General features: G+C 46.5%; 24 protein-coding genes. 10 read left to right on the plus strand and 14 right to left on the minus strand.

Annotated features, from left to right (window positions below; genetic code table 11):
* Positions 1–222: 222 nt before the first annotated feature.
* From ACWHX8_RS14890 to smbP, 3 genes are all read left to right on the plus strand, one after another.
* Positions 223–378: a hypothetical protein gene (locus ACWHX8_RS14890; protein ID WP_447968917.1), complete on the plus strand. Its 156-nt coding sequence runs from the start codon at positions 223–225 to the stop codon at positions 376–378.
* A 67-nt stretch (positions 379–445) separates the two neighbouring features.
* Positions 446–1,396 carry a universal stress protein gene (locus tag ACWHX8_RS14895; RefSeq protein WP_447968918.1) on the plus strand — a complete coding sequence of 317 codons (951 nt, stop codon included), beginning with the start codon at positions 446–448 and terminating at the stop codon, positions 1,394–1,396.
* Between the two features lie 453 nt (positions 1,397–1,849).
* On the plus strand, positions 1,850–2,215 hold the full coding sequence (gene smbP / locus ACWHX8_RS14900) for a small metal-binding protein SmbP (protein WP_447968919.1): 366 nt from the start codon (positions 1,850–1,852) through the stop codon (positions 2,213–2,215).
* An 88-nt stretch (positions 2,216–2,303) separates the two neighbouring features.
* Here smbP and ACWHX8_RS14905 read toward each other — a convergent pair whose 3' ends face one another.
* Positions 2,304–2,471, minus strand: coding sequence for a hypothetical protein (locus ACWHX8_RS14905; protein ID WP_447968920.1), 168 nt, complete (start codon positions 2,469–2,471; stop codon positions 2,304–2,306).
* A gap of 695 nt (positions 2,472–3,166) precedes the next feature.
* On the opposite strand from ACWHX8_RS14905, the gene ACWHX8_RS14910 reads away from it, so the two are divergent.
* From ACWHX8_RS14910 to ACWHX8_RS14935, 6 genes are all read left to right on the plus strand, one after another.
* Entirely contained in the window at positions 3,167–3,763 is a 597-nt protein-coding gene (locus ACWHX8_RS14910; protein WP_447968921.1) for a c-type cytochrome, read from the plus strand.
* Between the two features lie 84 nt (positions 3,764–3,847).
* Complete coding sequence (locus tag ACWHX8_RS14915; RefSeq protein WP_447968922.1) at positions 3,848–4,159, plus strand: hypothetical protein; 312 nt, start codon at positions 3,848–3,850, stop codon at positions 4,157–4,159.
* A gap of 493 nt (positions 4,160–4,652) precedes the next feature.
* The gene (locus ACWHX8_RS14920; protein WP_447968923.1) at positions 4,653–4,880 is read left to right on the plus strand and encodes a hypothetical protein; all 228 of its coding nucleotides are present in this window, start codon (positions 4,653–4,655) and stop codon (positions 4,878–4,880) included.
* Between the two features lie 223 nt (positions 4,881–5,103).
* The gene (locus ACWHX8_RS14925; protein ID WP_447968924.1) at positions 5,104–5,598 is read left to right on the plus strand and encodes a hypothetical protein; all 495 of its coding nucleotides are present in this window, start codon (positions 5,104–5,106) and stop codon (positions 5,596–5,598) included.
* Positions 5,599–6,133: 535 nt separating this feature from the next.
* Positions 6,134–7,210 carry a tetratricopeptide repeat protein gene (locus ACWHX8_RS14930; RefSeq protein ID WP_447968925.1) on the plus strand — a complete coding sequence of 359 codons (1,077 nt, stop codon included), beginning with the start codon at positions 6,134–6,136 and terminating at the stop codon, positions 7,208–7,210.
* A 72-nt stretch (positions 7,211–7,282) separates the two neighbouring features.
* On the plus strand, positions 7,283–7,876 hold the full coding sequence (locus ACWHX8_RS14935) for a Slp family lipoprotein (RefSeq protein WP_447968926.1): 594 nt from the start codon (positions 7,283–7,285) through the stop codon (positions 7,874–7,876).
* 413 nt (positions 7,877–8,289) lie between these two features.
* Here the strand turns inward: ACWHX8_RS14935 and ACWHX8_RS14940 are convergent, their stop codons facing one another.
* From ACWHX8_RS14940 to ACWHX8_RS14955, 4 genes are all read right to left on the minus strand, one after another.
* Positions 8,290–9,117: a hypothetical protein gene (locus ACWHX8_RS14940; protein WP_447968927.1), complete on the minus strand. Its 828-nt coding sequence runs from the start codon at positions 9,115–9,117 to the stop codon at positions 8,290–8,292.
* A 332-nt stretch (positions 9,118–9,449) separates the two neighbouring features.
* On the minus strand, positions 9,450–9,971 hold the full coding sequence (locus tag ACWHX8_RS14945; RefSeq protein WP_447968928.1) for a response regulator: 522 nt from the start codon (positions 9,969–9,971) through the stop codon (positions 9,450–9,452).
* Between the two features lie 243 nt (positions 9,972–10,214).
* Positions 10,215–10,883, minus strand: coding sequence for a 5' nucleotidase, NT5C type (locus ACWHX8_RS14950; protein WP_447968929.1), 669 nt, complete (start codon positions 10,881–10,883; stop codon positions 10,215–10,217).
* Between the two features lie 152 nt (positions 10,884–11,035).
* Positions 11,036–11,815, minus strand: a complete 780-nt coding sequence (locus ACWHX8_RS14955) for a S16 family serine protease (protein ID WP_447968930.1) — start codon at positions 11,813–11,815, stop codon at positions 11,036–11,038.
* A gap of 535 nt (positions 11,816–12,350) precedes the next feature.
* Between ACWHX8_RS14955 and ACWHX8_RS14960 the strand changes: the two genes are divergently transcribed.
* Entirely contained in the window at positions 12,351–13,637 is a 1,287-nt protein-coding gene (locus ACWHX8_RS14960; protein WP_447968931.1) for an HD-GYP domain-containing protein, read from the plus strand.
* Positions 13,638–14,236: 599 nt separating this feature from the next.
* Here the strand turns inward: ACWHX8_RS14960 and ACWHX8_RS14965 are convergent.
* The 9 genes from ACWHX8_RS14965 to ACWHX8_RS15005 form a co-directional block, all read right to left on the minus strand.
* Positions 14,237–16,012 carry an ABC-ATPase domain-containing protein gene (locus tag ACWHX8_RS14965; RefSeq protein ID WP_447968932.1) on the minus strand — a complete coding sequence of 592 codons (1,776 nt, stop codon included), beginning with the start codon at positions 16,010–16,012 and terminating at the stop codon, positions 14,237–14,239.
* A 112-nt stretch (positions 16,013–16,124) separates the two neighbouring features.
* Complete coding sequence (locus ACWHX8_RS14970; RefSeq protein WP_447968933.1) at positions 16,125–17,051, minus strand: NAD(P)-dependent oxidoreductase; 927 nt, start codon at positions 17,049–17,051, stop codon at positions 16,125–16,127.
* A gap of 108 nt (positions 17,052–17,159) precedes the next feature.
* The gene (locus ACWHX8_RS14975) at positions 17,160–18,218 is read right to left on the minus strand and encodes an agmatine deiminase family protein (RefSeq protein WP_447968934.1); all 1,059 of its coding nucleotides are present in this window, start codon (positions 18,216–18,218) and stop codon (positions 17,160–17,162) included.
* 73 nt (positions 18,219–18,291) lie between these two features.
* Positions 18,292–19,176: a carbon-nitrogen hydrolase gene (locus tag ACWHX8_RS14980; RefSeq protein WP_447968935.1), complete on the minus strand. Its 885-nt coding sequence runs from the start codon at positions 19,174–19,176 to the stop codon at positions 18,292–18,294.
* Positions 19,177–19,266: 90 nt separating this feature from the next.
* Complete coding sequence (locus tag ACWHX8_RS14985) at positions 19,267–20,658, minus strand: YhjD/YihY/BrkB family envelope integrity protein (RefSeq protein ID WP_447968936.1); 1,392 nt, start codon at positions 20,656–20,658, stop codon at positions 19,267–19,269.
* Between the two features lie 567 nt (positions 20,659–21,225).
* Entirely contained in the window at positions 21,226–21,399 is a 174-nt protein-coding gene (locus ACWHX8_RS14990; protein ID WP_447968937.1) for a Flp family type IVb pilin, read from the minus strand.
* Between the two features lie 1,300 nt (positions 21,400–22,699).
* Positions 22,700–23,713 carry a tetratricopeptide repeat protein gene (locus ACWHX8_RS14995; protein WP_447968938.1) on the minus strand — a complete coding sequence of 338 codons (1,014 nt, stop codon included), beginning with the start codon at positions 23,711–23,713 and terminating at the stop codon, positions 22,700–22,702.
* 94 nt (positions 23,714–23,807) lie between these two features.
* Positions 23,808–24,761 (minus strand): type II secretion system F family protein, encoded by a 954-nt coding sequence (locus tag ACWHX8_RS15000; RefSeq protein WP_447968939.1) that lies wholly within the window; start codon positions 24,759–24,761, stop codon positions 23,808–23,810.
* A gap of 10 nt (positions 24,762–24,771) precedes the next feature.
* Positions 24,772–25,749, minus strand: coding sequence for a type II secretion system F family protein (locus tag ACWHX8_RS15005; protein WP_447968940.1), 978 nt, complete (start codon positions 25,747–25,749; stop codon positions 24,772–24,774).
* Positions 25,750–25,751: the final 2 nt, after the last annotated feature.

Consider the following 25,751-nt stretch of genomic DNA (forward strand, 5'->3'; position numbering starts at 1 on the left):
AATACTTTCAGAAAAACTCTTATTTTTCACCACTGAAACACGCATCATGTATGAGTAAATCATTGGTATACCCTTTGCTCTCATACTGAACATGAAATTTCTTATAACCATGAACAAGCCTACTGAAATACGGAATACATTCAATGTATTCACCAAAAGCAGATCTCTGGTTAATTAATGAAATGATCCGATGTTCACTCTTCGCATGATTGAGAAGGAAGCATGATTGAAGAAAAAGAAGAAGAACAGAAAACTGTGGACGTAGAAAATCAGGTCACTGCAACTGACCCTCAACGTGACGAACACGAACAGCAGTTTTTGGAGACTTACAAAGCCTTACAGAAATATGCCTCTCAGCACTTTTCATGTGATAAGTGAGCCGGCCAATTGCGGCTGTGAATTAAAAAGAAGTTTTTCGAGCCCTGAAAATCAAAGGAGCGCGAATATGAACAGCCTCAAAGATCAACTCACTTCACAAACTGAATCCCGCTTCCTCGAAACACACAGTCCCAAGACTTCGGTCTTCGACAAAAAAACGACCCTCCCATCATTAAATCTTCATCGTATCTTCCATCCCACTGACTGCTCTGCTGAAAGTACGTTGGCCTTTGTCCACGCGCTGAAAATGGCTGAAGTCACTGGTGCCGAATTGAGAATTTTCCGTAGCGAACAACGCAAAGAGGAAAATATTCTTGAATCCTGGAACGACTTCCCGCAAGTTCGAACAACCCTCGCAGAGTGGGGAAAACAATTGGGTGAGCCGGAAAGGAATCAAGGTGAAGAGCTTGGGTTTCATGTTGAAAAAATCTTGGCGTTTACCTCAAACGCAAAGAACACGATTCTACAATATCTTCGCGACAAACATACTGACCTGATTGTCCTTACGACTCAACACCAACATGATTTCTGCTTTCGATCTTCTTACGGGATCGCTGAAGCCATTACATCCGAGTCTGGAGTCATGACCTTAGTGGTACCGCCAGGGTGCCAAGGATTTGTTTTGCCGCTTGATGGAGCCGTCACCTTAAACCGTATACTCATTCCGATTACATCGACTCCCGATCCACAGCCTGCAATAGACGCGGCATCGGCCATGGCTCACACATTAGGAAATCCTGAAGGTGCCTTCACGTTACTTCATGTTGGATGTGAAGAAGAAATGCCGAAGGTCGAGTTGCCGGATCAGCCCGGATGGACATGGGATACCACGATCAGAAGAGGAAAAGTCGCTGACGAGATTTTATTCGAAGATGCTGAGCAGGCCTTCAATCTTATTGTCATGACCACACACGGTCACCAGAATTTCCTCGATGCCCTTCTCGGAACCACAACTGAAAGCGTCATGCATCAGGCATGGTGCCCTGTTCTTGTGCTGCCAACAGTTTCATCATCATAAATAATGAAAACGATTGCAAGAGACTAATTGTCGTCCGGCTCTTCACCCTACATCCATACAAAAACAGAAGGCAACCAGAGATCCTGGTTCATGATAAGCTCATTCTGTCATGAGATATCAGCTTCCCTCCTACCTGTGTAGACCATTGCTTCATACATCACACACCTCTATTGACTCTTCAATACGACATCATCAAATTTTGACGAGCATGTTTTTCTAGAGACGAGGTGAGCCCTGATCCGGATGCACCTTGCGTTGAATGAGCCGTCCCTCCCGACTTTCATTCCTCCAACCATTCAGCAAGCCCTATCGCACTTCGCAGTTCTACTCCTAGAACTAGGTTTATTTGCAAGTATTTACAAGTTGTAGTATACATAGGTATCGGTAGGCATAATGGTCAACATGTCGAGAAAAGGCTTGATGACTCATTTCAATTTTGATCTAGGAGGATGCATGAACACATTGAGAACCACCGTACGACTGACTCTTGCTATTGGAATTCTCACTCTAGCCGTTAGCGGATGTACAAGCGGACCCATGGCCTCCGGTGCTGCAAGCAATGCTCACGTGCTTGAAGCCATCGCCCACACCCAAGAAGCGATTGATCATGGCAGTATGGGACATGCCGATGCACTCGTCACACATGCAACTGCTGCGCAAACACATGCAAAAGCGGGCCAGGAAGAAGTCAGCAATCCTCACTTAGATGCTGCCGTCAATGAGCTTGACGAGGCAATCGCACATGGAAAAGAAAATCATGCCGAAGTTGCCACGGGACATGCCAACAATGCGATGAGCCATTTTAATGAGATGAGATAATAGGGAACGGAAGGAAGACCCACAGGGAGACGAATGAGTACCTCATCCGTCTCCTTTAATAAAAATCATTCAACAGATTCAACAGGCATTACACAGATTGACACGTCCGTCCTTCAAGGAACTGACGATCCCAATCAGCCTTGACTAGCCACGCGGCATCAACGGCATTCTCCATTTCCTTACGCGATAAACCAGCTTCAACCGCTACTTTGCACATAGTCCTGAACGCATCAGAAATTTCTAAAGGACTAGTCATACTCTTGCCCCCTTGTTTGAGATTCCTCAAGGCCACCTTCTATTGGGTGTATCATGCTACGCTTCTTTATCTGAAGATTAAGACATGCTGAGGAAATTAATGGTATGAAGCGTTTAGAATGTAACACCTCAAAATATTGCCCACGGCCTATAAAGATCTTCGAATTGCGAATGGATATAATCTTGTGCAATGTATATTCCTTTTTTGACTTCTGAAAATTCATTAAAAAAATCGAGAAGATAGACAACCCAGCAAGATTAGGGCAAGCCAAAACCCATAGGCAAAGTGAAGGCGAAACCATACGAAAAGCCAAGAGAGTGTCAGAATTTTTTCCTGTCCTTCCTATTCAAAGACCATCAGCTAATACTATCATTCAATGAGAGCCTCAAGATGCTACAGAGTGCTACAAGAAAAACCTCTGACTGCATTAAAACCTGAGGCCCGCTCATCTCCAATGTCGTTAACATGATAAGATAGTTGAGCATGTCTAAAAATCCTCAACTTTTCTCGTAACCAAAAGGCCACTCAAAAGCCTCACAACAATAGCAACCCCCAGATGCACTTTCTCACACATACCTTTGCACTGGAGAGGAAGAATTTGTTACTGGTGTCACAAACAGATACGCATGAAGGTCTATAGAAAAAATGGGAAATTCCTCTACGCAATCTTCGTCACAGTCTTAAGGAGATAACACTTGAAAACCTGGATTACGTTAGGAATCATTTTTAGCATCAGCATCCTCATCCTCACACTCTGGCTTCTCCCTGGAGCGTTCAGCGCTAAGGGGAAACCGACAGAGCTCGAAGTTCAACTTGTCAGGTTCATTCGTCATTGGGCCGTGCCGAGCCACCTACGTCATGCACAGAACCCCATACCGCCTGAGCCCGAGGTGCTAGCCGATGCGTTACATCACTTTGCCGATCATTGTGCAAACTGTCATGCGAATGACGGAAGTGGGAAAACACCCATGGGACCTAATTTTTATCCTCCGGTTCCTGACCTACGTAGCCAGACCATTCAGGCGATGTCAGATGGAGAAATATTCTACGTTATTCACTATGGGGTGCGGTTTACAGGCATGCCTGCCTGGGGCGACGGTGATCCGGACAAAGATACTGAGAGTTGGAAACTCGTCCATTTCATTCGTCATCTTCCCAACATTACACCAGAAGAAATTAAAAAAATGAAAACCATGAATCCCATCACGCAAGCCGAACGTGACGAGCAAGAAGCCTTGGACAGCTTCCTTGCTGGAGAAGATATTCAACCTGCAGCCGAACATCATCATTAATATTCATCGTAACCCTGAATTGAACAGTTCGTTACAGATCGCCGTGACAACTTGCTCGGTTGAGGTTAAAAAAGGAGAACGCTCATGACACGCTGGTTGGCTATTGTTGTATTGCTTTCGTTACCTCTCACCACCTCTTTAGTCTGGGCTCACGGTGGAAATGAACATGTACTTGGAACGGTCACAGAGTCGAGCGCCGACCACATCGTCGTGAAGACGCCAAAGGGGAAAACAGTGTCGATCACCATTCACGCTCAAACAAGTTTTCAACAAGACGGTATTGAAACGAAGGATGCCAGACCTCAAGTCGGTGACCGACTTGTTGCTGAAGTGTCGAAAGACGGCGAACAATTCGTCGGCAAGGAAATTCGCTTCGCAACTCCCAAGTCTCATTAAGCTCTACATGAAAGCTCCTCTCTTCATCTCATCGTCATAGAGACGACGCACGATGTCAGAAAAGAGGAGCTTTCCATGTCTTGTTTATGGTCTGCTCAGGGAACGATTAACGATCCAAACATCCCACTCAAACCATTCGTTTTTACTCAAAAAAAATAGTGCTCCGTGTAGCATGGTGTAGTATCTGATGGCACACGCCTGTAGACCACGGTTTCTTCCCCCCGTATACTGTCCTTCGTTTTCTCAAGTACATGAACAGGCAACTGTTGGTTTATCGTATCTGTCAATACTAAGAATCCGTGTGATCGTGTTTGAGTGAATTTTCATACCGAAACCGCGGGTTATTGGGGTAAGAGCAGCGAAGGGCCTTCCAAAATTTCTTTGCTATGCTCTTTCCCTATTCTGTGAAGGATGATTGGGATGAAGGACGGTTCGCCTACCTCCTCTTCATCCCAACCCTTCATGGAATTATCGCGAATCAGAAACCGCATCGGTGAGCCAACAGATGTTCCCAGCGGGGATGCGGCTTCAACGAGTAGACGGCCCACAGGCGGCGATAATCGCGAATGGGAAAACAGTACGGTTGAGCGGATATGACGTTCCTCGCGGAGGATCAACTTCAATGATCGAACATTTCACAAACGGCGATAATCGCGAATCAGAAACCGCATCGGTGAGCCAACAGATGTTCCCAGCGGGGACGCGAGACTTCAACGAGTAGACGGCCCGAAGACAGCGATAATCGCGAATGAGAAAACAATACGGTTGAGCGGATATGACGTTCCTCGCGGAGGATCAACTTCAATGATTGGTCGTCCCGCAGGCGGCGATAATTGCCATTGAAATCTAGCATTCATGTTGACAACGAGAAATACTCGAGTAAACGAGAAAAACATGAAATACTGTGTTCAATTATTTTTTGTTTCCAACAAAGGAGGATCGTGATGCGGACTTATTTCGTTGGCTTAGGATTGGGCCTCTTCCTTATCCTTGGGGGCTTCTCATCAGCCCTCGCACTTCAATCGGGCGGGGTTGAAGTTGGTGACCTGAAGACTGGCTCTGTCGTCGGTCAACCATTTACAGAACTCGATGTGGATTTGGCATTTACGGCAGCAAAAGTCGCTGGATCGAGCGGCTGGTACCCCCCAGTCTCGGTGTTAAATTTAATCTCTCAGGGTACAGGGGGGCGAGCAGGACGTCCCATACTAATTGAAGTTACCAATACCCTGGATAGTGAATACACCTTTCACCTGTCTGCAGATTCTTCGCAGGCCGGACCTTGGGTCATGGAAGCCAAAGTCTTGCTGAAACCTGGAGAAACCAAATACATTGGAATTCCCACGAGTGACCTGACGGCCGTGACAGCCACAAACGTTTTAACCTATAGCAACCCGTCTGCTAACGGTGATCACAAAGGGCAACTCATCATTCTTCGATAGGACTTATCACACGTCTTACAGAAGCGACAACGAAGAAAAGCCTTGGTCTCGCGTTAGAGGCCAAGGCTTTTTCTTTTCCATCATTATAGAATACTTTATACTTACTATAGCCATAGCGAATCTAAATACGTTCCAAATAAGAAAATACAACTATAGCGAATCCTAATACATTTCAGTTGAACCATCCTGATTTTCCCTGCGGAATGAAGGACTTCAAGGTATCGAAGTTCAGGAAATCGGCCATAGCTCCGCACAACACAACGTTAACATAGAGGAAAGTTATGCCCGCCTGGATGCCCAGCATACGATTGACGGTTCAAGAACGAAGAAACAATCAGAATCCAGTAGATCGACATGTAACTGATTCGGCATAACTGGAACGGCTATAGCGGAAATTCATTGAAACAACTAGAGATTCTCTTCTCACGCCATTCCCGATCGTGAGAAATTATCTTTATCTTCATATTTACAGCACACGAAAAACATGACGATGAGCTCAAGCATGACAGGTAAGTTCATCGGGTAGGGAGTCTCTATGAAACCATCATCTCATTCACCATATTCATACCTTCTCAACGTCTTCATGATCAGCCTCATCATTGCGACAACATGGATATTCACCTATCCAAAGAACGTTCAAGCTCATCAGGCAAGCGAGCTATACAACAAGGCCATATCACTCCTCCAAAATGGCGATATGACCTTAGCGAAACAACATGCCGAACACGCCATTGCAGACTTTCCTCAATTTGCCGAAGCCCATCACCTTTTAGGAATTCTCCTTTTTCACGAATCCACAAACTCTTCGCAAGCGGTTTCAAGCCTGCGCCGCGCCATAGAGCTACATCCGAATTTTGCCAAAGCTTACTATGATTTGGGATTGATCCTTATCACGCAACAGCAATTTCCCGAAGCCAAGCAGTCTCTTCAAACTGCGCTAACAATTTACCCCAAGTATTGGGAAGCTCAGCTCACACTCGCCAAGCTGTCCGAACAAACTCACGCGTATGAGCAGGCCATGCGAGAATACCAAGCGGTCCTGTCTCATATGCCGAATCAATCTGAAGCCCTGTATAATCTCGCGTATCTCTACAAGCAGGACGGTCAGACAACGCAGGCTATGACACTGCTGAAACAACTCACCCAGACCGCCCCAAATCATGCCGACGGCTGGCATTTGCTTGGCCGTGTGAACGAACAGCAATCACAGTTTCCACCTGCCATCAAAGCCTATCAACAGGCCATCACCAGTAACCCTGATCACATCCATGCTCACTATGATCTTGGCTCTCTCTACCAACACCAACGTCAGCCATTAGCGGCGATTGAACAGTTTGAGACCGTTTCTCGGCTGGCCCCAGAACATGTCGAAGTGCTCTTGAATTTAGGAATACTGTATGCAGAAAATGAACAGCTCGACGAAGCCGAGCGCGTGTACAAAAAGGCCATAGCCTTAGATCCGACCCTGGTGGAGGCCTATTATAATCTGGGAACATTCTACGAATTTTATCGTAAAGACACCGCTCAAGCCTTCGCGCAATACCAGCAATATCTCAAATTAGGCGGTAAAGACGAGAGAATTCGTACGTTGACTGAACAAATCGTACCCTAGCGCAACCATTATTATCTCTTATCATTTGAATTCTCTCCCCTAACGGGATATCCTGTAGCTATGAGGTATCGAATGTCCGCATATCCATCTGTTCTTACGCAACGCTACATCCGAAATATCCTTGCACTCTCGCTCTGCGGGTTCTTGTCAGCATGCTCGTCAACGCCACACTCCATCGTTCCGAAAAGTTTACAGGGCCAGGTCGACCACAATCTTTCCTTTGCGCAAATCAAGGAGTCTCCCGACTCGCATGTGGGAAAGCTCGTTCTGGTTGGAGGTGAAATTTTATCCGCGAAACGACTCAAAGATCACACTCGACTTACGATTTTACAACTCCCACTGACTGATGACCAGGAACCAACCAGTAATCGCACAGAATCAGAGGGACGTCTGCTGGCGTTTCAATCAGAATTTTTAGACCCTGCCACCGTCCCAGCTGGAACTCGGGTGACACTTATTGGAAAGATCACCGGCTCTCAAACGGAACCTCTTGATGAAATGGATTATGTGTACCCAACCATGAACATTCAACACATCAAGGTCTGGGAAGAGAGTGAGCAAGGGGGCTATGGGAATCGCCCCTACTATGGATATCCATTTGGTGGCCCGTATTGGGGATACTATGGTGGGTTGTATAGGCCCTACCCCTATTGGTACTGGTGGTAGCAACGCCTCTCGTTACCTGACAATATCGGTTTTCCTCATCCTCACATCCCGTACCGAAAAACAACGTATTCAAGAAAAAACCGACATCGTTCGCGGCTATAGCCGTTTCAGTTATCCTGAAACGATAATACGCCATCTTGTACACGAGTGATCTCCAATACGTGAGAGAGCACGTCACGCATTGCCAGGACATTCAAGCGGGGATAACCTTCCATTCGTTCAAACGTTATCCCGCGCGGAGTTTGTGGTATTTTCCTGCTTGGAACTTTTTTGGATTCGCTATAGAGATCTCGAAATCAACGACGCAACTGAGAGCAAAGCGTAGGTAGAGTTTTTAGGTAGGACCACCACCAATACGCAGAGAGGAATATTCTCAGCGTGTTGATGATCGCGTAATAAACAAAATACAAATCTTACAACGCGAAAAACGAAGGAGGCAGGTACACAAATTCTTGATTTGCCATGTGCGCGGTATTTGAAAATTCAGCAATTAAACCAACCGAGTCATCTCCACCATTCAATAAAAGAATGATCGATGTTCCATCGACATTCCACTCATCAACAATAGTGAGATGACCTCGCATGAGCGCACGCCCCCACAGTTCAGGCGCATACCGATACAATTCGTTACTCCAGAGCTTTTCCTCTGATTGAGGTGGGCCATAGGTCTGACTAATCCAACTCTTGACTTTCTTGTAGGACCATAAGGGCTGAGCATCATTTTGCGCTTCGTTGGTTTCAAATAGGTACTTGGCCTGTATAAGATGATCATGCTCAAACGCGTAGGTCAATACCGCATCAATCTCGCTGATACGAGTCTGATAGCCCAACCGATGCTCACCGGGCGCTAATGGCTGAGAGTCGAGTTCCCACAGAAGTTCCGCAGTTTCTTTTGTTTTGACAGTGGGAATGCTCATGCCCCAGTTCGTATTCCGAAATGTATATCTCCCAGGAAGGGCTGGCAGCACGGTTTTTTTCATTACGTCACTGGACTCATCATTCGAATACGCCTCTGTCGTTGATGCACCCGACATTTCCATGTTGGAAGTCACCTGCGGTTCGGACAAGACGGCAGATTCGTCACTAGACCCATTCGAATGCTGAGGCACCACAAGATGTCCATGCTGATCACGATGATTCACAAGATGAAGAACCTCATCATAGTGACCTGCCAATCCAGGCGAATAGATGCCAGTCACAAGAACCACGACCAAACTGCAAGAAAATAATGGCTGTTTCATAGTTATTTTGCTCTTCCGGTTGATGAGTAAAAAAACAACGTACGCATCGTTTGCACCAAATTATGAGGTCACATCATCTTCAGGCAGACCCTATCTGCTTCATCGGCAATTTCAGGCAAATCTTTAAGTGCCGAATAAGACTTTTTCGATGAACACTCTATTGTACGTCGAACCGCAGTGTATGATGTCGGCAAAACGGGTAGAGAACGTCCGCGTCTGAACATTCATCATGAGAAGGAAATCGATCTGAGTCTTCTTCTTCAGAGCATAAATAAGAAATAGCGGTTATATCGTATCAACACGTAGGCAAGACTTCATCTTCGAAATCGCCCCTAACATAAGGCGGTCTTCCCAAGCCAATCGCTTGGACCTGGTTCACGACGAGAAAAAGGCAGATCCATCATTTCTGACCAGTTCTGCGCAAGGTTATGCATCATCTGAATGTACCCGTTAAATGTCCCTGGCTTCGTGATATACCCATTGACCCCCAACACCGAGGTCTTCAACATATCTTGTGTCGCCTTTGATGTCGTCAAGATAATAATCGGAATACGAGCAAGGGCTGGATCGGTTTTGATTTCCATGAGAGCTTCACTTCCGCTTTTTTGTGGCATGTTCAGATCTAAGAGAATCACCCCTGGACGTGGAGCCGTTTCCGCATCAACAAAGCTTCCTCGATTGTACAAATAATCAAGAAGTTCCTTGCCATCATGAACGAAACGAATTTCGTGTCCAAGTTGCGCTTCGTTCCATGCCTCTTCAGTCAATCGACAATCATCAGGATTATCCTCAGCAACGAGAACGGTCCACGGTAACGCATGCTGATTTTCTTGAATCACAGTATCGAACGACATGTTTCCCCCTCACATGTTTTCCAGCATTGGCTTTGAAATTGTTCAGGAAGCGGCACGCTTCATACACGCTGAGCTCAGGGTCTTATCGGATGTCAGAATGAAAACTTGCGAAGGGAATTTCAGTAGATCTAAACAGAGAGTAAGGAGGGAAGGCATCAACAACAAACGCCAAGAAACATCTTCTCGTCAATGCCTAGAGCATATAATTGAACAGAGACAACATTGAAGAAATACACAGCCAGATCATGACGCTTCAACGGCGGTACACGTAACGTCGTGATTGACTGATTGCAAAAGATCCTTCACCCGAGGAGATTCCAAGAGAGTCACCGTTTGACGTGTTACGTTGCCATTATCATGGACGTGGAGAAGTTCGTCCCATCCAGTGACTCGCGTCAACAATGAATGCGTCACACCTCTATTCCATGGTTGATCCATGAGAAAGACACGAATACCTAATTCGCAATACGCAAGCGCATGCAGTGGATGATCGTCCACCGCTAAACGAATGTCTTCAGGAACCCCGGCTTTGTCTTCCGTATGATACAGTTCTTCAAACGGAATCTGATGCGATTGAAGCCAGGCTAATGTTTGTGGACGCGAAGTGGGTCGTCGAGCCGTGATAATGACAATACGATACTTGTGCTGCAATTGCTGTAACGCAAGCTTTGCACTCGGCAAAAGGGGAAGACGTGGGATTGAGGTTTCATGAAACCGGGCAAAAATCTCTTCGACAATATCGAGCGTCACCTGACCAGTATCTAAACCTCCCGCACTTCCATATTGCCCGCGAGGCCAAGGCTTTCCTGTTAATTCCAAGTACCAGCGCTGAACTTCTCTTTCGGCACGTGCCAGAACATTATCGATATCGACCGCGAAGCAGGGTCGTGTGTGCTGTTGTTGATTGCTCATATTCTCTAGAACGTATGAAGTCAGCAGAAGTCAAAGACATGATGCATCATGAATCTGTACGGTCCTTCGCGAACATGCAACATTCATGGTGCAGAATCAGAAGATTACCAGAGTATCCCGACACAGACATGTCTTGCGTGAGGGTAATGTGCTTAACGAGCTAAGCTTACCTCAATTTGTTGATCAGCACCAGAGGCCTTGAGGGGATGATCTGTCAGCGCAAAATACGCCACATCAACAGATTTGACCGGTGACACATGCATCAGAAAAGGCGTTTGCCAGTCGCCATCGGCGACATCCGGCTCTTCTGGAATCAACACTCGACGAAAATGCTCTTGATGCGCCGCAACAATTTTCAATGGAATGCCTCCAACCGTACCAATCGATCCTTCGGGAGTGACTGTTCCCGTCATTACAATATCTGAATGCACCATCTCGCCCTTGGCTAAGGCGACGACGCTCATTGCAGCCATGGCTGACAGACTCTCTCCGTATAAGGTCACCCCTGCATACGGCAACCGGAAACGTACGGTCCACGAATCGGCATTCAATCCCGCAGCCTGCGTCACCAGGGCAAGAGCGTCCTGAACGGAACGTTTCGCCAAAGATGAAAACCGTCCTGGCTTGGTAAGAAAATCTAACTGCAACCCTTCGTGATCATCTCGCCGCTCAAATTCCACTTCTACATCGGCCACAATCCCCACTTGCTCCCATTGTTCATTATAGGTCGTTCCGAGAATCGGAATAATAGACCGTTTGGTCATCGAGGCCGGTGGTACGGCTTGAGCATCTGCTTTTTCAACATACGAACCAACGAAAAGGAACACCAAGAGTAGACTCAGAATATATCGACCGAACACTGTCTCTCTCTTTCTCAAATGGCTGTCAAAATCCGAACACCTGTGAGTGGAGGATATATTTCGGTTGGCCATGTTCTTTCTCCTTTTGCTGGCTTGTCTTTCACTGCTGTACTTCGATATTCGGTAGCCAGATACCTAAACTTGAGCAAAGCCAATGCCACATCATCTGAGTCAAGAATGACCGACACGTAAATGAAGAAAGACCTGCCCCTTGAGGAAAAATCCGCTTTTTTATTCACGATCAACAGACTTCGTGCCTCACGGCAAAATATTCCATGCCGTGAACAAAGGCTGTCGCCTGTCAGAATTTTGTCAGAGAAGGGTGCCTTAGCGTTGACGGGGAGACGTGAGGAAATACACTGACTTGAGGGAAAGATAGAGGAAAACGTCACGCGTCGCAGAAAATCCACAGGACAGATAGATCCCGAGGCGCGCTCATCGTCCGTCTCAGCCTTGTCTCACAAGCATACGAATACCAAGAACAGCCCAGAAACGGACGGATAACTAAGTGAGAAGAACGTTAGAAATCAGTAAAGAATGAAACGATTGCGTCCGAAATACCTTATGAGGAACACGAGATAGATTCGCAATCACTCTCATCATCACGATGTCACAGAAAACCATACCAATCGAGGCACTCACAATCGGGATGTACGTGTGTGGAATCGATCGCCCCTGGATGGAGACACCTTTTCTTCGCCATCGATTTTCAATTCGTACACACACGCAAATTGATAAGCTCATACAATGTGGAGTCAAGAACCTTACCATCGACATAAATCGCGGAATTGATACCGATCAACACATTGAGAGTCAAGGTACGGCAAATCGCACTGAGCAATTAGAACCTGCCAACACCGTCCAATCAGACGTACAGACTGAAGAGCAGCGTGCCACAGAGCGTATTGCAAACCTCCCGAAAACTCTCCGTGGCAAATCGCTCTCCAACGAACTGTCCTCGACGCGAGACGTTCGATCTCAAATGCTTGAATCGGTTCGTGACCTCCTAACCAGTATTGCCACATCAGGCATCATTCAAGCCACTCAGGTCAAAGATGTGACGCACAGCATCATTGCCCAAACACTCGAACATGAAGAAGCCTGCATTGCCTTAATTCGTACACGAGAGTTTTCGGCTGACTTACACGAACATGCCCTGTCCGTGGGAACCTTGGCCGTCCTCTTAGGACGCTTGATTGGCTATGACGATTCTCAGTTACGAACCTTAGGAACGGCAGCACTGCTGCACGATGTCGGACTCCTTCGTATACCATCTGCATTGTTGACTCCCGTAAATCGACAGTCGAAGGAGGATCATGAACTGTACAACTCTCATCCCCGGTTGAGTGTGGAAATACTGCAAGAGAGTTCGGATATTTCTCAAGATGTTCGAGCAATTGTCGAGGCCCATCACGTACGTCTCGACGGAACAGGATATCCCACGCTCATTGCACCAGAGTCCACCAGCACGAGTAGCCGACTACTCCGCGTCGTTGACGAGTATGATGAATTGCTGACAGGGCAACTCGGACTTCCACCGATGTCAGGGAAACAGGCGCTTCGTGAATTGTATCAACGTGCGCAAAAGAACCAACTCGATCAACAACTCGTTTCACAATTGGTCTCACAAATCGGGATTTATCCCATTTACAGCTTAGTTGAACTCAATACCGGTGAACGCGGCATTGTCACGGCTCACTCAAAAGAGAATCTCTTGCATCCGACAATCCTTCTGATTCAGAATGCCTCACAACAACCATTTTCAGAGCCAGTCCCTATCAATTTTGCCACCATGCATAAGGGCACCTCGATACCAGAAATCATCAAAGTGCTGGACCCCGAACAAGAAGGTGTTCGAGTTGAACAATTCCTTTCTGATTGGGTCACCATGTAATCTCACCTCCCCTTCCATTTCTCCGTCATTCAAAATTCTTACTATTTCCTGACATCGACATAATTTCTTGCTTCGTCTGGTCAAAGACTGCTTTCAGTCAAACCAAGTGACTTCAATAACGTCTGTTCTACACATGAAGAATGAAGGTCTGCTGGAAGTAGAACATGCGTCATACTACACGGCATACGTGTTCATTTTTTAAAGAAAACCAAAGGAGAGTTCTAACCGTGATTTCGGGCTATGAGAGACAAGAAGGATTATAGCCGTTTCAGTTATGCCGAATCGGTTATAGCCGTTCCAATATACTCCGTCTGTACGACGTGTGTTTTTTCGCTGTGTGGATGATGTAAATTCGGCTGGAAATTATTTGGTTTCGCTATAAATGTCGATCCACTGAATACTGGTTATAGCCGTTTCAAATAACTTCCGCTGGTGGAAACGTTGTACCGCGCTGAGTTCGTTGTATTTTCCTGTTTGGAACGTATTTGGATTCGCTATAACCCTTCGTTATTGAACCGTCAATTGTATACAGGGCATCCAGGCGGGCATAACTTTCCTCTATGTTTGCGCTGGGTACATGATGTAAATTCGGCTGGAAGTTATTTGGTTTCGCTATAATCAGTTTGCTGAAAACGGATCGTTCTCAGGCGATTGAGCGCTGCAGCAATCTCTTGCGCACGGGGACGGGCGAAATTTCCTGGATGGGCACCAGACTGAACAAATGGACTCAAAACATCAAGACCTTCCTGATTAAATATTTCATCCAACGCTGAGACAATTTCACAAATGGGTGTTTCAGCGTTCATCAATCGCTGTTTCATCACATCAAGCGCATATCCCACGGCTCGCGTCTGACTCACATCAACAAGTTGCTCAACGGCTTCCATATTGATTATGGCTTCACCATATACAATTTCATTGATTCCACGGACGGTAATGCGTCTCTCTTTTCGCCCATGGGATGAATCAAGGCTATTCGCTTGTGGAATTCGTGCACGGACAGAAGGCAACGGGCCTGAGACTTCTCTTCGACGCGCAGATGGATGAGTCCTGGCAATGTCTTTTGCCTGAAGTGTGACATCTATCGGATGAAATTCCTTCATGAAAATCACATGATCCGCCACATCAAAATAATCACCGCACCCACCCAAGACGAGAATCGTGGACATTCCTATTTCTTCGTACAGCTCCTTCACTCGATCGACAAATGCCGTAATCGGTTCATCTGCCTTACGGACGAGAGCCTGCATACGTGCATCCCGCACGAGAAAATTCGTGGCACTCGTATCTTCGTCCAAAAGAATAACACGACTTCCAATCTCTAATGCTTCAAGAATACTGGCAGCCTGACTCGTACTCCCGCTCGCATTATCAGTCGAGAAACACGTTGTTGGCAGATCTTGTGGAAGATGACCAATAAACCCACTTATATCAACACTGCCAATTCGTCGTCCATCTTCAGCTCGCATCTTCACGGCATCGGAAGACGTGACAACATACTCCCGTCCATCTCCAGGAACATGTGGATACACACTATGTTGAATGGCTTGCAGCACAGTTGATTTTCCATGATAGCCTCCTCCGACGATCAGCGTAATACCGCAAGGAATACCCAATCCTCTTAGTGAACGAGTCATGCCACCAGATTGAGTTTTTACTGGATGAGGTACTTCAAATGTCACGTGCAACGAGTCAGGACTATACCATGGCGTTGCATATTCAACTGATAAAGGTTGTGCAGAATCTCCACGTTCTCGCGGCAAGATTGATCCATCCGCGACAAATGCGACTAAACTTCTCGCAGATAACGTCTGCTGGATGGCCGCATAGTTTTCAGCATAGTCCACATGCTCTTGGCATAATTGTTGGGGCAATTGCGACCAGACAAGACTCTGTTGAACAATATGCGGAATGTCTTGGCATAACATGGCTTCAGCCTGTTTGCCCAGAATGGTTCGTCCCGCTGCTGGAAGCCCAACTTCAAGTCGCGTTTCGACCCAGTGCTTTGTTATGACCACAGCAGTTCTTTCAAGAATCTCTTGTCCACCAACATCAATAGAGATCAACCCGCTTTTGCCCATACCACGATGGCTCTGAACTGTTGATTGAATCGAACGATGAACCAGGCGAGCCAAAAAATCTCGAAGCGCCACACATCGAACGTGGTTCACCCACAGATCGGAAGGAATCTTGGAAATCGCATGATGGACACGCACGCGAATTGTTGTGGGAGCCGCAAAGGGATCACCCTGAACATGGTCGATGTAAAGCTTCAACCAATCATCATCATACGCTCCTTGAATTTCCTTGTACGCCTTATACCCACGTCCATCGATGTGGGTAAGAATATGCTTCAGGTCATCAAGTGTTTTCATTGGTTGTTCCACAAAATAAAAAACGTTGCTCGTCGTTCGTACCTCGTCTTTCGTGAGAAGAGTTTTATAGTTTTTCTTCGCGAGATACAATTCACGAGCAACGAGCAACGTTTCATGTCTTGAGTTGAACGTCTGACAGATGTTCGAGGCCAAGGAGGAGTGCATGCGTTCCCATGTGACCACGCCCATGTGCTTGAACAGCAAGATAGAGTTGGTGAACGAGGGCGAGTCCCGGCAGCCGAAGCCCCATACGTGTCGACTCTTCTAGAGCGATCCCCATATCCTTAATAAAATGATCGACCAAAAACCCAGGATCAAAGTTTCGCTCAAGCATCCGAGGTGCCAAGTTCTCCAATGTCCAACAGGCCGCAGCACCGCCTCGAATGGAACCCAACATGGTATGGAGATCGAGCCCAGCTTGGTAACCATAGACAAGCGCTTCGCACACACCAACCATCGTTCCAGCTATGACGATTTGATTACACAGCTTCGTGTGTTGACCACTTCCAGGGCCACCCTGATGTATCACAGATTTCCCGAACACACACAATACAGGCTTGATGGCATCTACGATGTATCCATCGCCTCCCACCATAATAGACAACGCCGCATTCTTGGCCCCAATGTCCCCACCTGAAACAGGAGCGTCTATGGCATAGGCACCTTTGGTTCGTGCAATTTCAGCTATCTCTATCGCTAAAGACGGTTGTGAGGTCGTCATATCGACAAACACCATATTGGCACTGGCCGTTGCCAGCATGCCACCTTCACCGAGATAGACTTCTCGCACATCTTCAGGAAACCCCACGATGGTAAACACAACATCACTTCGTTCAGCTACGACCCTTGGCGAATCCGCCCAACGAGCTCCCTGGGTCAGCAAGCCTTCAGCCTTCTCGCGTGATCGGGTGAAAATAGTCACGTCATACCCAGCGCGCAATATGTGCCCACACATCGAAGCCCCCATCACACCGGTTCCAATCCAACCAATCCGCAACGGCGACGGGAGAGAAAATGATGCCGATAGTTCAGTACTCATAACTCTCTCTCAAAAAATGTATCACGTATCTCGTCGTTCGTATCTCGTAAAAGACTAATCCTCTGAGTTTTTGTGCGAAATACAAGCGACGATTCACGAGCCACGTGTTCAGGCCGGCTGCTGTTGAGTCAAGCAATGAATCGTGCCAAATCCCCACACAAGATCAACCGCGTGAACACCAACGACTGGACGATCGGGATACAGGTCTCCCAGAATACCTAAGGCCACGCGATCATGGGGATCATTAAAAGTTGGGACCAGCACGGCAGCATTCGAAATATAGAAATTCGCATAGCTGGCAGGAAGTCGACGACCCTCAAAATATAATGGAAATGGCATCGGCAAAGAGACCACATCCACCGAAGAACCGTCTTCAAGTTTCATCCCAGCAAGTCTCTCTCGATTTTCTGCTAAGGGATAGTAGTTTTCATCGTGCGTATTGGATTCCTGACAGACCACTACCGTATTTCGATTCACAAATCGGCAAAGATCATCCACGTGCCCATGCGTATCGTCTCCAGCAATGCCTTTGCCAAGCCACACGACATTGGACACGCCTAATGCATCATGAAAAACCTGCTCATAGTCATGCTTGCCAAACCCTGGATTTCGCACTTGCACCTGCTCATCCAAAAGACATTCTTCTGTCGTGAGCAACGTTCCACGACCATTCACATCAATACTTCCCCCCTCGAGAACCACGCGTCGTCCGAAATGCTCCACAAGCGACACAGCCATATTCAACTTAGACCCAAGACGTTCAGGAACCCGATTGTCCTTTTGCCAATCTGGATAATTCGCCCAGGCATTGAATTGAAATCGAGCAATACACCGTTCGGACGTTGGCTCTGATGATTTCACGACAATTGGTCCAAAGTCGCGAGTCCAACCACGATTAGTAGGAATTCGAAAAAACTCTATCATGGAAAGAGGAACACCTACACGTTCTAACACCCGCTTCGCTTTGTGTTCATGCGTCTTATCATTCACAAGGATACGAACAATCTCTCCATTCGCAATCTTCCGAACAATCTCACCATAAACCCAAGAAATGGTGGACATCTTTCCTGGCCAATCGGTTGCATTATGCGGCCACCCAATCCACGTGGCTTCGTGTGGCTCCCATTCCGCCGGCATGCGGTAACTTTTTGATGCAGAAGAAATCATATCATTCACATAGATAGTCAGGATCGAGGTATGTAATGAGAATAGTGAGCGGAGAGAAAAACAACACAATCATCTAAGGGATGGGTTCATCAATGAATCTCTTCGTGATCCCTCCATACGCATCAATACGGCGGTCGCGGAGGAAAGGCCAATTCCGACGGGTCTCTTCAATTCGTCCTAAGTCAATGTCGACAAGCAGCACTTCTTCTTTTTCCACGGAGGCCTGAGTCAGAATCACACCGAACGGATCACAGACAAAGGAACTGCCCCAAAACTCTATGCCATCTCCACTTTCCACCGGAATCTCATGGCCGACTCTATTGACTGAGACGACAAAGACTCCATTGGCAATCGCATGACTTCGCTGAATGGTCATCCAGGCCTCACGTTGTGCTGTGCCCTCTTGAGCCTTTTCGGCAGGATGCCATCCAATGGCCGTGGGGTACACCAGGACTTCCGCACCACGTAATGCAGTGAGTCGAGCAGCCTCAGGGTACCATTGATCCCAACAAATCAACGGACCAATCGTGACATGTGATGTCTGAATCGCTTGGAAGCCTTTATCTCCAGGCGTGAAATAAAATTTTTCGTAATAGGCAGGGTCATCGGGTATATGCATCTTGCGATACAAGCCAGCGATCTCACCGTGCTCATTCAACACAACCAGCGAGTTATGGTACACACCTGCAGCCCGTCGCTCAAAGAGCGGCACAACAATCGTAACCTTCTTCTCCTTAGCGACCTTACTCAAGATTTCGGTCGTTGGCCCAGGTATTGTTTCAGCTAAATCAAATAGAGCCGCATCTTCTCGTTGGCAAAAATATTGTGAACGAAACAGCTCAGGCAGACAGATAAGCGCTGCTCCACCACGTACAGCTTCTTCAATACGAGAAACGGCTCTCTCGGTGTTTTCCGACGCATTCGGAGAGCAGGACATTTGGATGAGTCCGATTTTCATAGCGCCATCATATCCTTTTGCATTCTTACTCTAGACATTTTTTCAGTATCAAAAGACAGTATAGGAAAAAGCGAAATGCATAGACATCGATTAGTCTTGTACGGCTGGTGCAATAACAGTTTCGGCTTCTTCGGCATGGATCAATTGAGGAGTCGTCAGATCTTGAGGAAATCGTCCATTGAGTGCAAGGGATTTCAGCGTGACATCTTCTAACGCTTCTTCAACCGCATTATCTCGTCGTCTCAAGACCTTTCCAACCTCTTTCATTTCTGCATTGGAGAAGAGGGCACAGGTTTGATCTTGCGCACGAACCAAATCGAGAACCTCAACAACGGACACTTGCTCTGGCGGACGGCCAAGCGTCACACCAACCGGCTCTGCGGTCCTGACGATTATCCCTCCCTCTACAAGAAGCTTGATGGCATCTTCTACGACTGAAAGCGGAACATTCAAGTTTCGTGCAAGACGCGACTCTTCCAATGGCGGTGAACCACCAAAATAACGCCGGGTCATCTGCAGCAAAATGGCCAATGTGGCATGTTCACGAAATGTATGGGTGTTTTGTCTCCACCGTAATTGCATCAGGTAGGCTGATGGATGTTGATGATAGTACGCGACTTGCGCTCCAGCCAACACAATGAGCCAACCGACATAGAGCCAGATCAAAAAGAGAATGAGCACTGCAAAACTGGAATAGATTGCGCTGTAGTTCCCGGAACTGGCCACGGTTTTGGCAAACACCAAACCCGCGAGTTGCCACAACACTCCAGCTGTCAGCCCTCCCATCAATGCAGACTTCAAATTCACCATTGTGTAGGGAACAAATTTATAGAGGAAGGTGAAGACGAAACAGATGAAGACAAAGGGCAACAACTTTGTCGCCCAGATCATCAAATAGCCAAAAGGCTGAATGGAGACAACTTGCTGTACCAGCCAGTGGCTTTGCGCCGATGCGGTTAATCCAAATGCGGTAAAGACAAAGACGGGGCCAACAAGAACGACACTAAGATAATCCGTGAACTGGCGAGCAAAAGGCCGGCCTTGCTGCACTCGCCAGACTGAATTCAAAGCCTCTTCAATTTTCGCAATCAAGGAATACGTTGTATAAAAGAGCCCAGCAACACCGACAGCCCCCAACACTCCAACCTCTAGATTGTCAACAAACCCGATGATATTACGAGTAATCTCTTGCCCTTTTTCGCCTAGTGGCTCTAAGGCATGTCCCAGCAGTGGTTCTATCTCTTGATGAATGCCAAACGCTTTGAGCACTGAAAACGTCACAGCTAAAAATGGCACGATAGACAGTAATGTCGTGTAAACTAAACTGGTAGCTCGAATACTGAGGACACTTTCCTTAAATTCCCAGGCTGCCACAAAAACGAGACGGAGGAAACTCACCCAATATCGTTGAAATGGCTCAAGACTTTCGAGATTGGCTTCCCACAAGTCCCGTTGACAATATTCGATGGATCGTTGAATCATGCTAGAACTTTCCCATTATTTTACCCATGTAGCGTACCTTGCATACGGCAAAATGTCTACACAAGAAACCACACGCACCGTTTCTGAAAAAGCAAGACATTTCCTTCTCATGTAACATGATATTGACCCAGTATCTATGGTATGTCTCTCCAGAATTTCAGGCCCGTCATCTCTTCTTTTCCGTTACGATATTGACCGACCGGAATATCACAACAATACAAGACACAATAAACAGTAGTTGTTTCGCACCAGATGATGGCCCCGATGACTCAATATAGTGACAGGGGCTATTATACAATCTTATGACTACCAACAGGGCTGGATGGAGACGATCGGCACATGGCCGTTGCACAGAGATTGAAGAGAGGAACGATCAATAGTATTTTGATACTGTTTATCTAACGAAACTTGACAATGGGAAATCTCATTGGACAAGCCGTCTCCTATCAGGCTTGACTCACACCAAAATATTAGCCGTTTCAATCTTCACGATTGAGACGGCTAATAGTAGAGCTCTATTTACGGCAAACACTGCAAAAAGTATCAATCGACTTTACGGCACAGAAGTTAGTTATTCACGCCACCCATGGCAGTTGAAACGGTATTTAGTGCCACGGTGATCTGAGTCCCAAGCGTTTGGACCGCACCGATAATGACCGCGCTAATCAAGGCCGCGAGCAATCCGTATTCCATTGCTGTCGCGCCTTCTTCGTCATTGATGAATGTCATGATGGAATTCATAGTGTGCTCCTTCGTATGATAGTTTGTAATGTCTGAGATACCCATTTTCCTATCCCGTGTTCATACCTAAGTTAAGCAAACGCAATGCCACAACCTCACCCTACGTCTCTTTTTTATCACTCATATTGGTTGATCTAAGCTGTTACTCATTTGCTTCAATTTCAGTAAGCAGGCGATCTGACCTCTATTCGGGATCGTGTTAACTTTTGCGACAGAGGCGCACCACCAGACATCAAGAAGATAACCCACCTCCTCCTAACTCCTAACAAGCCAAAACACTTCTCACTTTCACTTCTATACATCGCAAGGAGACAGAAAGCACACCCTGGAGTCAATCTACCCAGCAATCTCTTCAAATTCGTCACAACAGACAGAATCCAAACACATTTAGAATAGCATTTCGCTGTTAATCCTTTCGACAGATTGACGACTTCTATGCCACATGAAACATGAATACTGCAGAACGATAAACAATCAACAGCACGTCCATCGGAAACCTGGAAATAAACCTTACATGAGGTCGCGCAATAATACAGATTCCTCTATATCACGAATACATCCCTCTGCATTCCTACAAGGAATCATCTTCGAAGGGTGTACCTTCGACTTGATCCATTCGAAGGTTATATATTTGACGTATTGCTCCACACGCTCATAGCACGTACCGTCGATTTGCCGCCTTCAGTTGTTGCCGAAAAGGTAATGCGTACAACTCAACGCACATTCGCCTGGAAAGAAAGAAAAATGGTGAGTGAGGGGCCAGCAGTATTTCTCATGAGTGGATAGTTGGGATTCTAGGCATGACACCTCTTGTGACAAAGAGACAATGAATACGAATTTCTAAAGATTTAGACAAACGAGTTATACGAGGGTGCAGAAGAACATTGCTGACTCGTTGGAGTCATACAAAAAGCAGACGAAGTAAGTCTATCGTTGCTCCCATAGACTTTCGTATGTACGAAGTGTGTTATTGCGCGGCGTTTCCCTGGACATCCGCAATGGAGACATCAGGTGCGATGAGACTTCAAGATAGATTGTCTCCCAGTCAGGCATGGCGTGATTAAGAACCATGTCCAAGGAAACTGCGAGAAGTTATCTAGTTTCGCCCTAGTCTTTTGGAAATGTTGTGTAACAAGTTCTTTGAAACTTGAATGGTGATGCCTTGATTACTTGAACTCCATGACATGCAGAGTCCCCATGCATTCCTATCACTTCATCACGAATAGCGTCGAAGGATGAAACGATGGATACTCTGAATGCGCACACCATTCCCTTTAAAGAAAGATAGTTGAGATTTCCGTTAGAGACAACTTCCTTGTTGAAGCGTAACGGCACGCCGTTTGAAAGAGGAAAGCTTTGAAAGCTCTTGCTTGGCAAGAGTGAGATTTTCCTGTGCCTTTTCATAGAACGTCGTTTGCGAATTCACCGCTTTCTCAAAGCATTTCACCGCTCGAGCCGTTTGTTTTTCTTCTAAGAAAAGCAGTCCAAGATTATTATACGCCTTGGGAGTATCGAGACCTCGCTGAAACGCATTATACGATTCAGAGTAGAGACCAACCTTCGCATAGGTAAGCCCGAGATTATTCCAGACTTTTGAGTTTTTAGAATCGGCACGAACAACTTGCTGAAAAACGTTGATGGCCTTTTCGTATTCTTTATTCAAAAAATACGCCATCCCGAGGTTATTGAGAACATGAAAGTTATTTGCACTAATCGCTAAAGCCTTTTGATAGTGCACCATGGCCGTAGCATGCCGAGCTTGACGATCGGCAATAATTCCCAGAAAATTATGCGCGCGCCACAATTGACTATCAAACGTCAAGGCTTGTTGAAATTCAAGTTCGGCCTCTGCATCTTTGTTCATACGCAGAAGTGCTTGCCCCATGCCTTCGTATGCCAGTGCATAATTGAAGTCATAATCAAGAATTTCATGAAACCGTTCATACGCCTTTTCCGCCTTTCCATGCTGCAGATAGACCTGCGCAGCTTTATAACGAACCGGAATTCTATCAGGCTCCATTTTCAGTGAGGCTTCGTACTGAACGGCAGCAAGAACAATCTTGCCTTGCTTCATATGGGAATCGCCAAATTGCTCATATTCTTCCGACGTATATTCCTTGACATCCATTTTACTGACACTCTCATCAAATGGAAGTCCAGCCTTTTGCCGTTCAATCATGGGTCGATAATGTTCATCTTGCAATTCGAATAACGAATCTTGAGAAGATGCACATCCTGATAAAACAATCAGACATCCCAACGACGCCAAGGCGACAAAGACTGACCGTGAACCTTGCCATTCAACGCGATTCACATGTCTTGGTCCTTTTCTATTTCGGCCTTTCATGAGCTCACCGACCTTTCTTCACGATTCAACCCTGTGATGAGTAAATATGGTATATGCCTCATTATCCACCTCCCATAGCCGGAAAGACCTTATTCATAAGGAGAATCACGCCTGGCCCCATAATGACAATCAAGAGAGCTGGGAAGATGCACAGGATGAGTGGTCCCATTAATTTTACTGGTAATTTGGCGGCCATTTCCTCAGCTTTCAATCTCCGATTCATTCTCATCGAGTCAGAATGAACCCGTAAGGCCTGTCCAATACTGGTCCCAAATCGATCGGTTTGAATCAGCAACGCGACCAAACTACGAATTTCATCTACATCCGTCCGCATATTTAAATTCCTGAGCCCTTGCTCTCGTGTGAGCCCCGCACGTAACTCCAAACTTAAAATATTGAATTCTTCACCGAGATCCTTATGACCAATACTAATTTCGTCTCCGACTCTCGCAATCGCTTGATCAAGACCGAGACCTGCCTCCACACAAACAACCATCAAATCTAAGGCATCAGGAAAGCCATCAAGAATGCGCTCTCTTCGACTTTTCACAGCAGTGATAAGCCACAATTGAGGTGCATAGAACCCAGTGATCGCAGCCCCAACCAGGCCACCAATAAAAAATGACATGGGCTTGTCTTTGGTTAATTCTGATCCAAACAAAAAGAACACACCAAGGCAGATCAGCATCAAAAATATTTTGGTTCCCAGGAAGACGATGGGTGCGCGAGGATTTCTGTATCCTGCTGAAACGAGCGTCTTGCGAAGCCGTGATGTCTCAGCCTGATCTTTCGGCTTGTTGGCTTGTCCAAGCTTCTCTAAGAGGTGAAGCATCCGTGTCTTCAGATACCCAAAACCTTCTTCTTGTTTCGTTTTCTCCTTTTTAGTCGTCTTTCCATTGACTCGCTCCGCCCAATCTTTTGCCCGCTGTCGAGATTGAAAAAGCGCATGCCCACCTATCATGAGCACTAACATTCCAACAAAAACCAGCCCGCTGATGACCAATGCCATTTCCATCGTATGCCTTTTATGTCTTAATATTGATCATTCGCTTAATTACAACGCCACCAATCATCATCCACACAATGGCCACACCCAACATCAGTTGCCCGGTTGGATCCTCGAACAAAGGTGCCATGTACTCCGGGTTAATCCATTTAAGCCCAAAGAGAAGAACGATCGGTAAAGCCATGAGCACAATAGCTGACCATTTCCCTTCAGCCGACAGCGCTTGAACTCGTCCCAACAGTTCAAAACGCAATCGGATAAGTCGACTAATGGCTTCAATGATTTCCGCTAAATTTCCACCTGTTTCACGCTGAACGATCAGCGCCGTCACAAAAAACTTTAAATCAACACATTCAATTCGTTTCGAAAGGCTTTTCAAGGCTTCTGGAATTTCAATACCGTATGAAATTTCTTCAACCGCTCTTCCCATTTCCGGGCCAATTGGGTCAGGAAATTCATCTCCGACCATTTTCATTCCGACCGAAAAGGCATGACCCGCTCGCAAGGCTCTGGCCATCAAATCTAACGCATCGGGTAATTGCTGTTGAAATACTAAAAACCGATTTTTCCGTTTCCGACGCATGTACAAATATGGGAGAAATAACCCAACGACACCACCTCCCAACATTCCTAAAACTCCCAAGTCATAGATGACCGTGGCAACCGCCACAAATGCCGCCGAAACAAAGGAGACCAGGACAAAGACACTGAGGGGCATGTGACTATTGGCCTGAACCAGGGTCATCTCAACAGCTGAAAGACTCGCCACTTTAGACAGCAACACATTGAGCCATTGCATATCTCCTGTCGCACGCTGCCGAATGACATTGGCTTGCTGTAAGTGTTCTGGGCTCGACGTCTCGGACTTTCCCGAAGATCGTAATCGCCGTTTGATTTTTTTGTTTCGAGGGCTGATATAGGCATGATAGAAGTGAAACCCACCTTCGAGAAGTAGAATAATGCTGACAAAGATTCCTATACTGATGAGAATCGTCATCC

It is taken from the genome of Nitrospira sp. M1 (assembly GCF_965152605.1).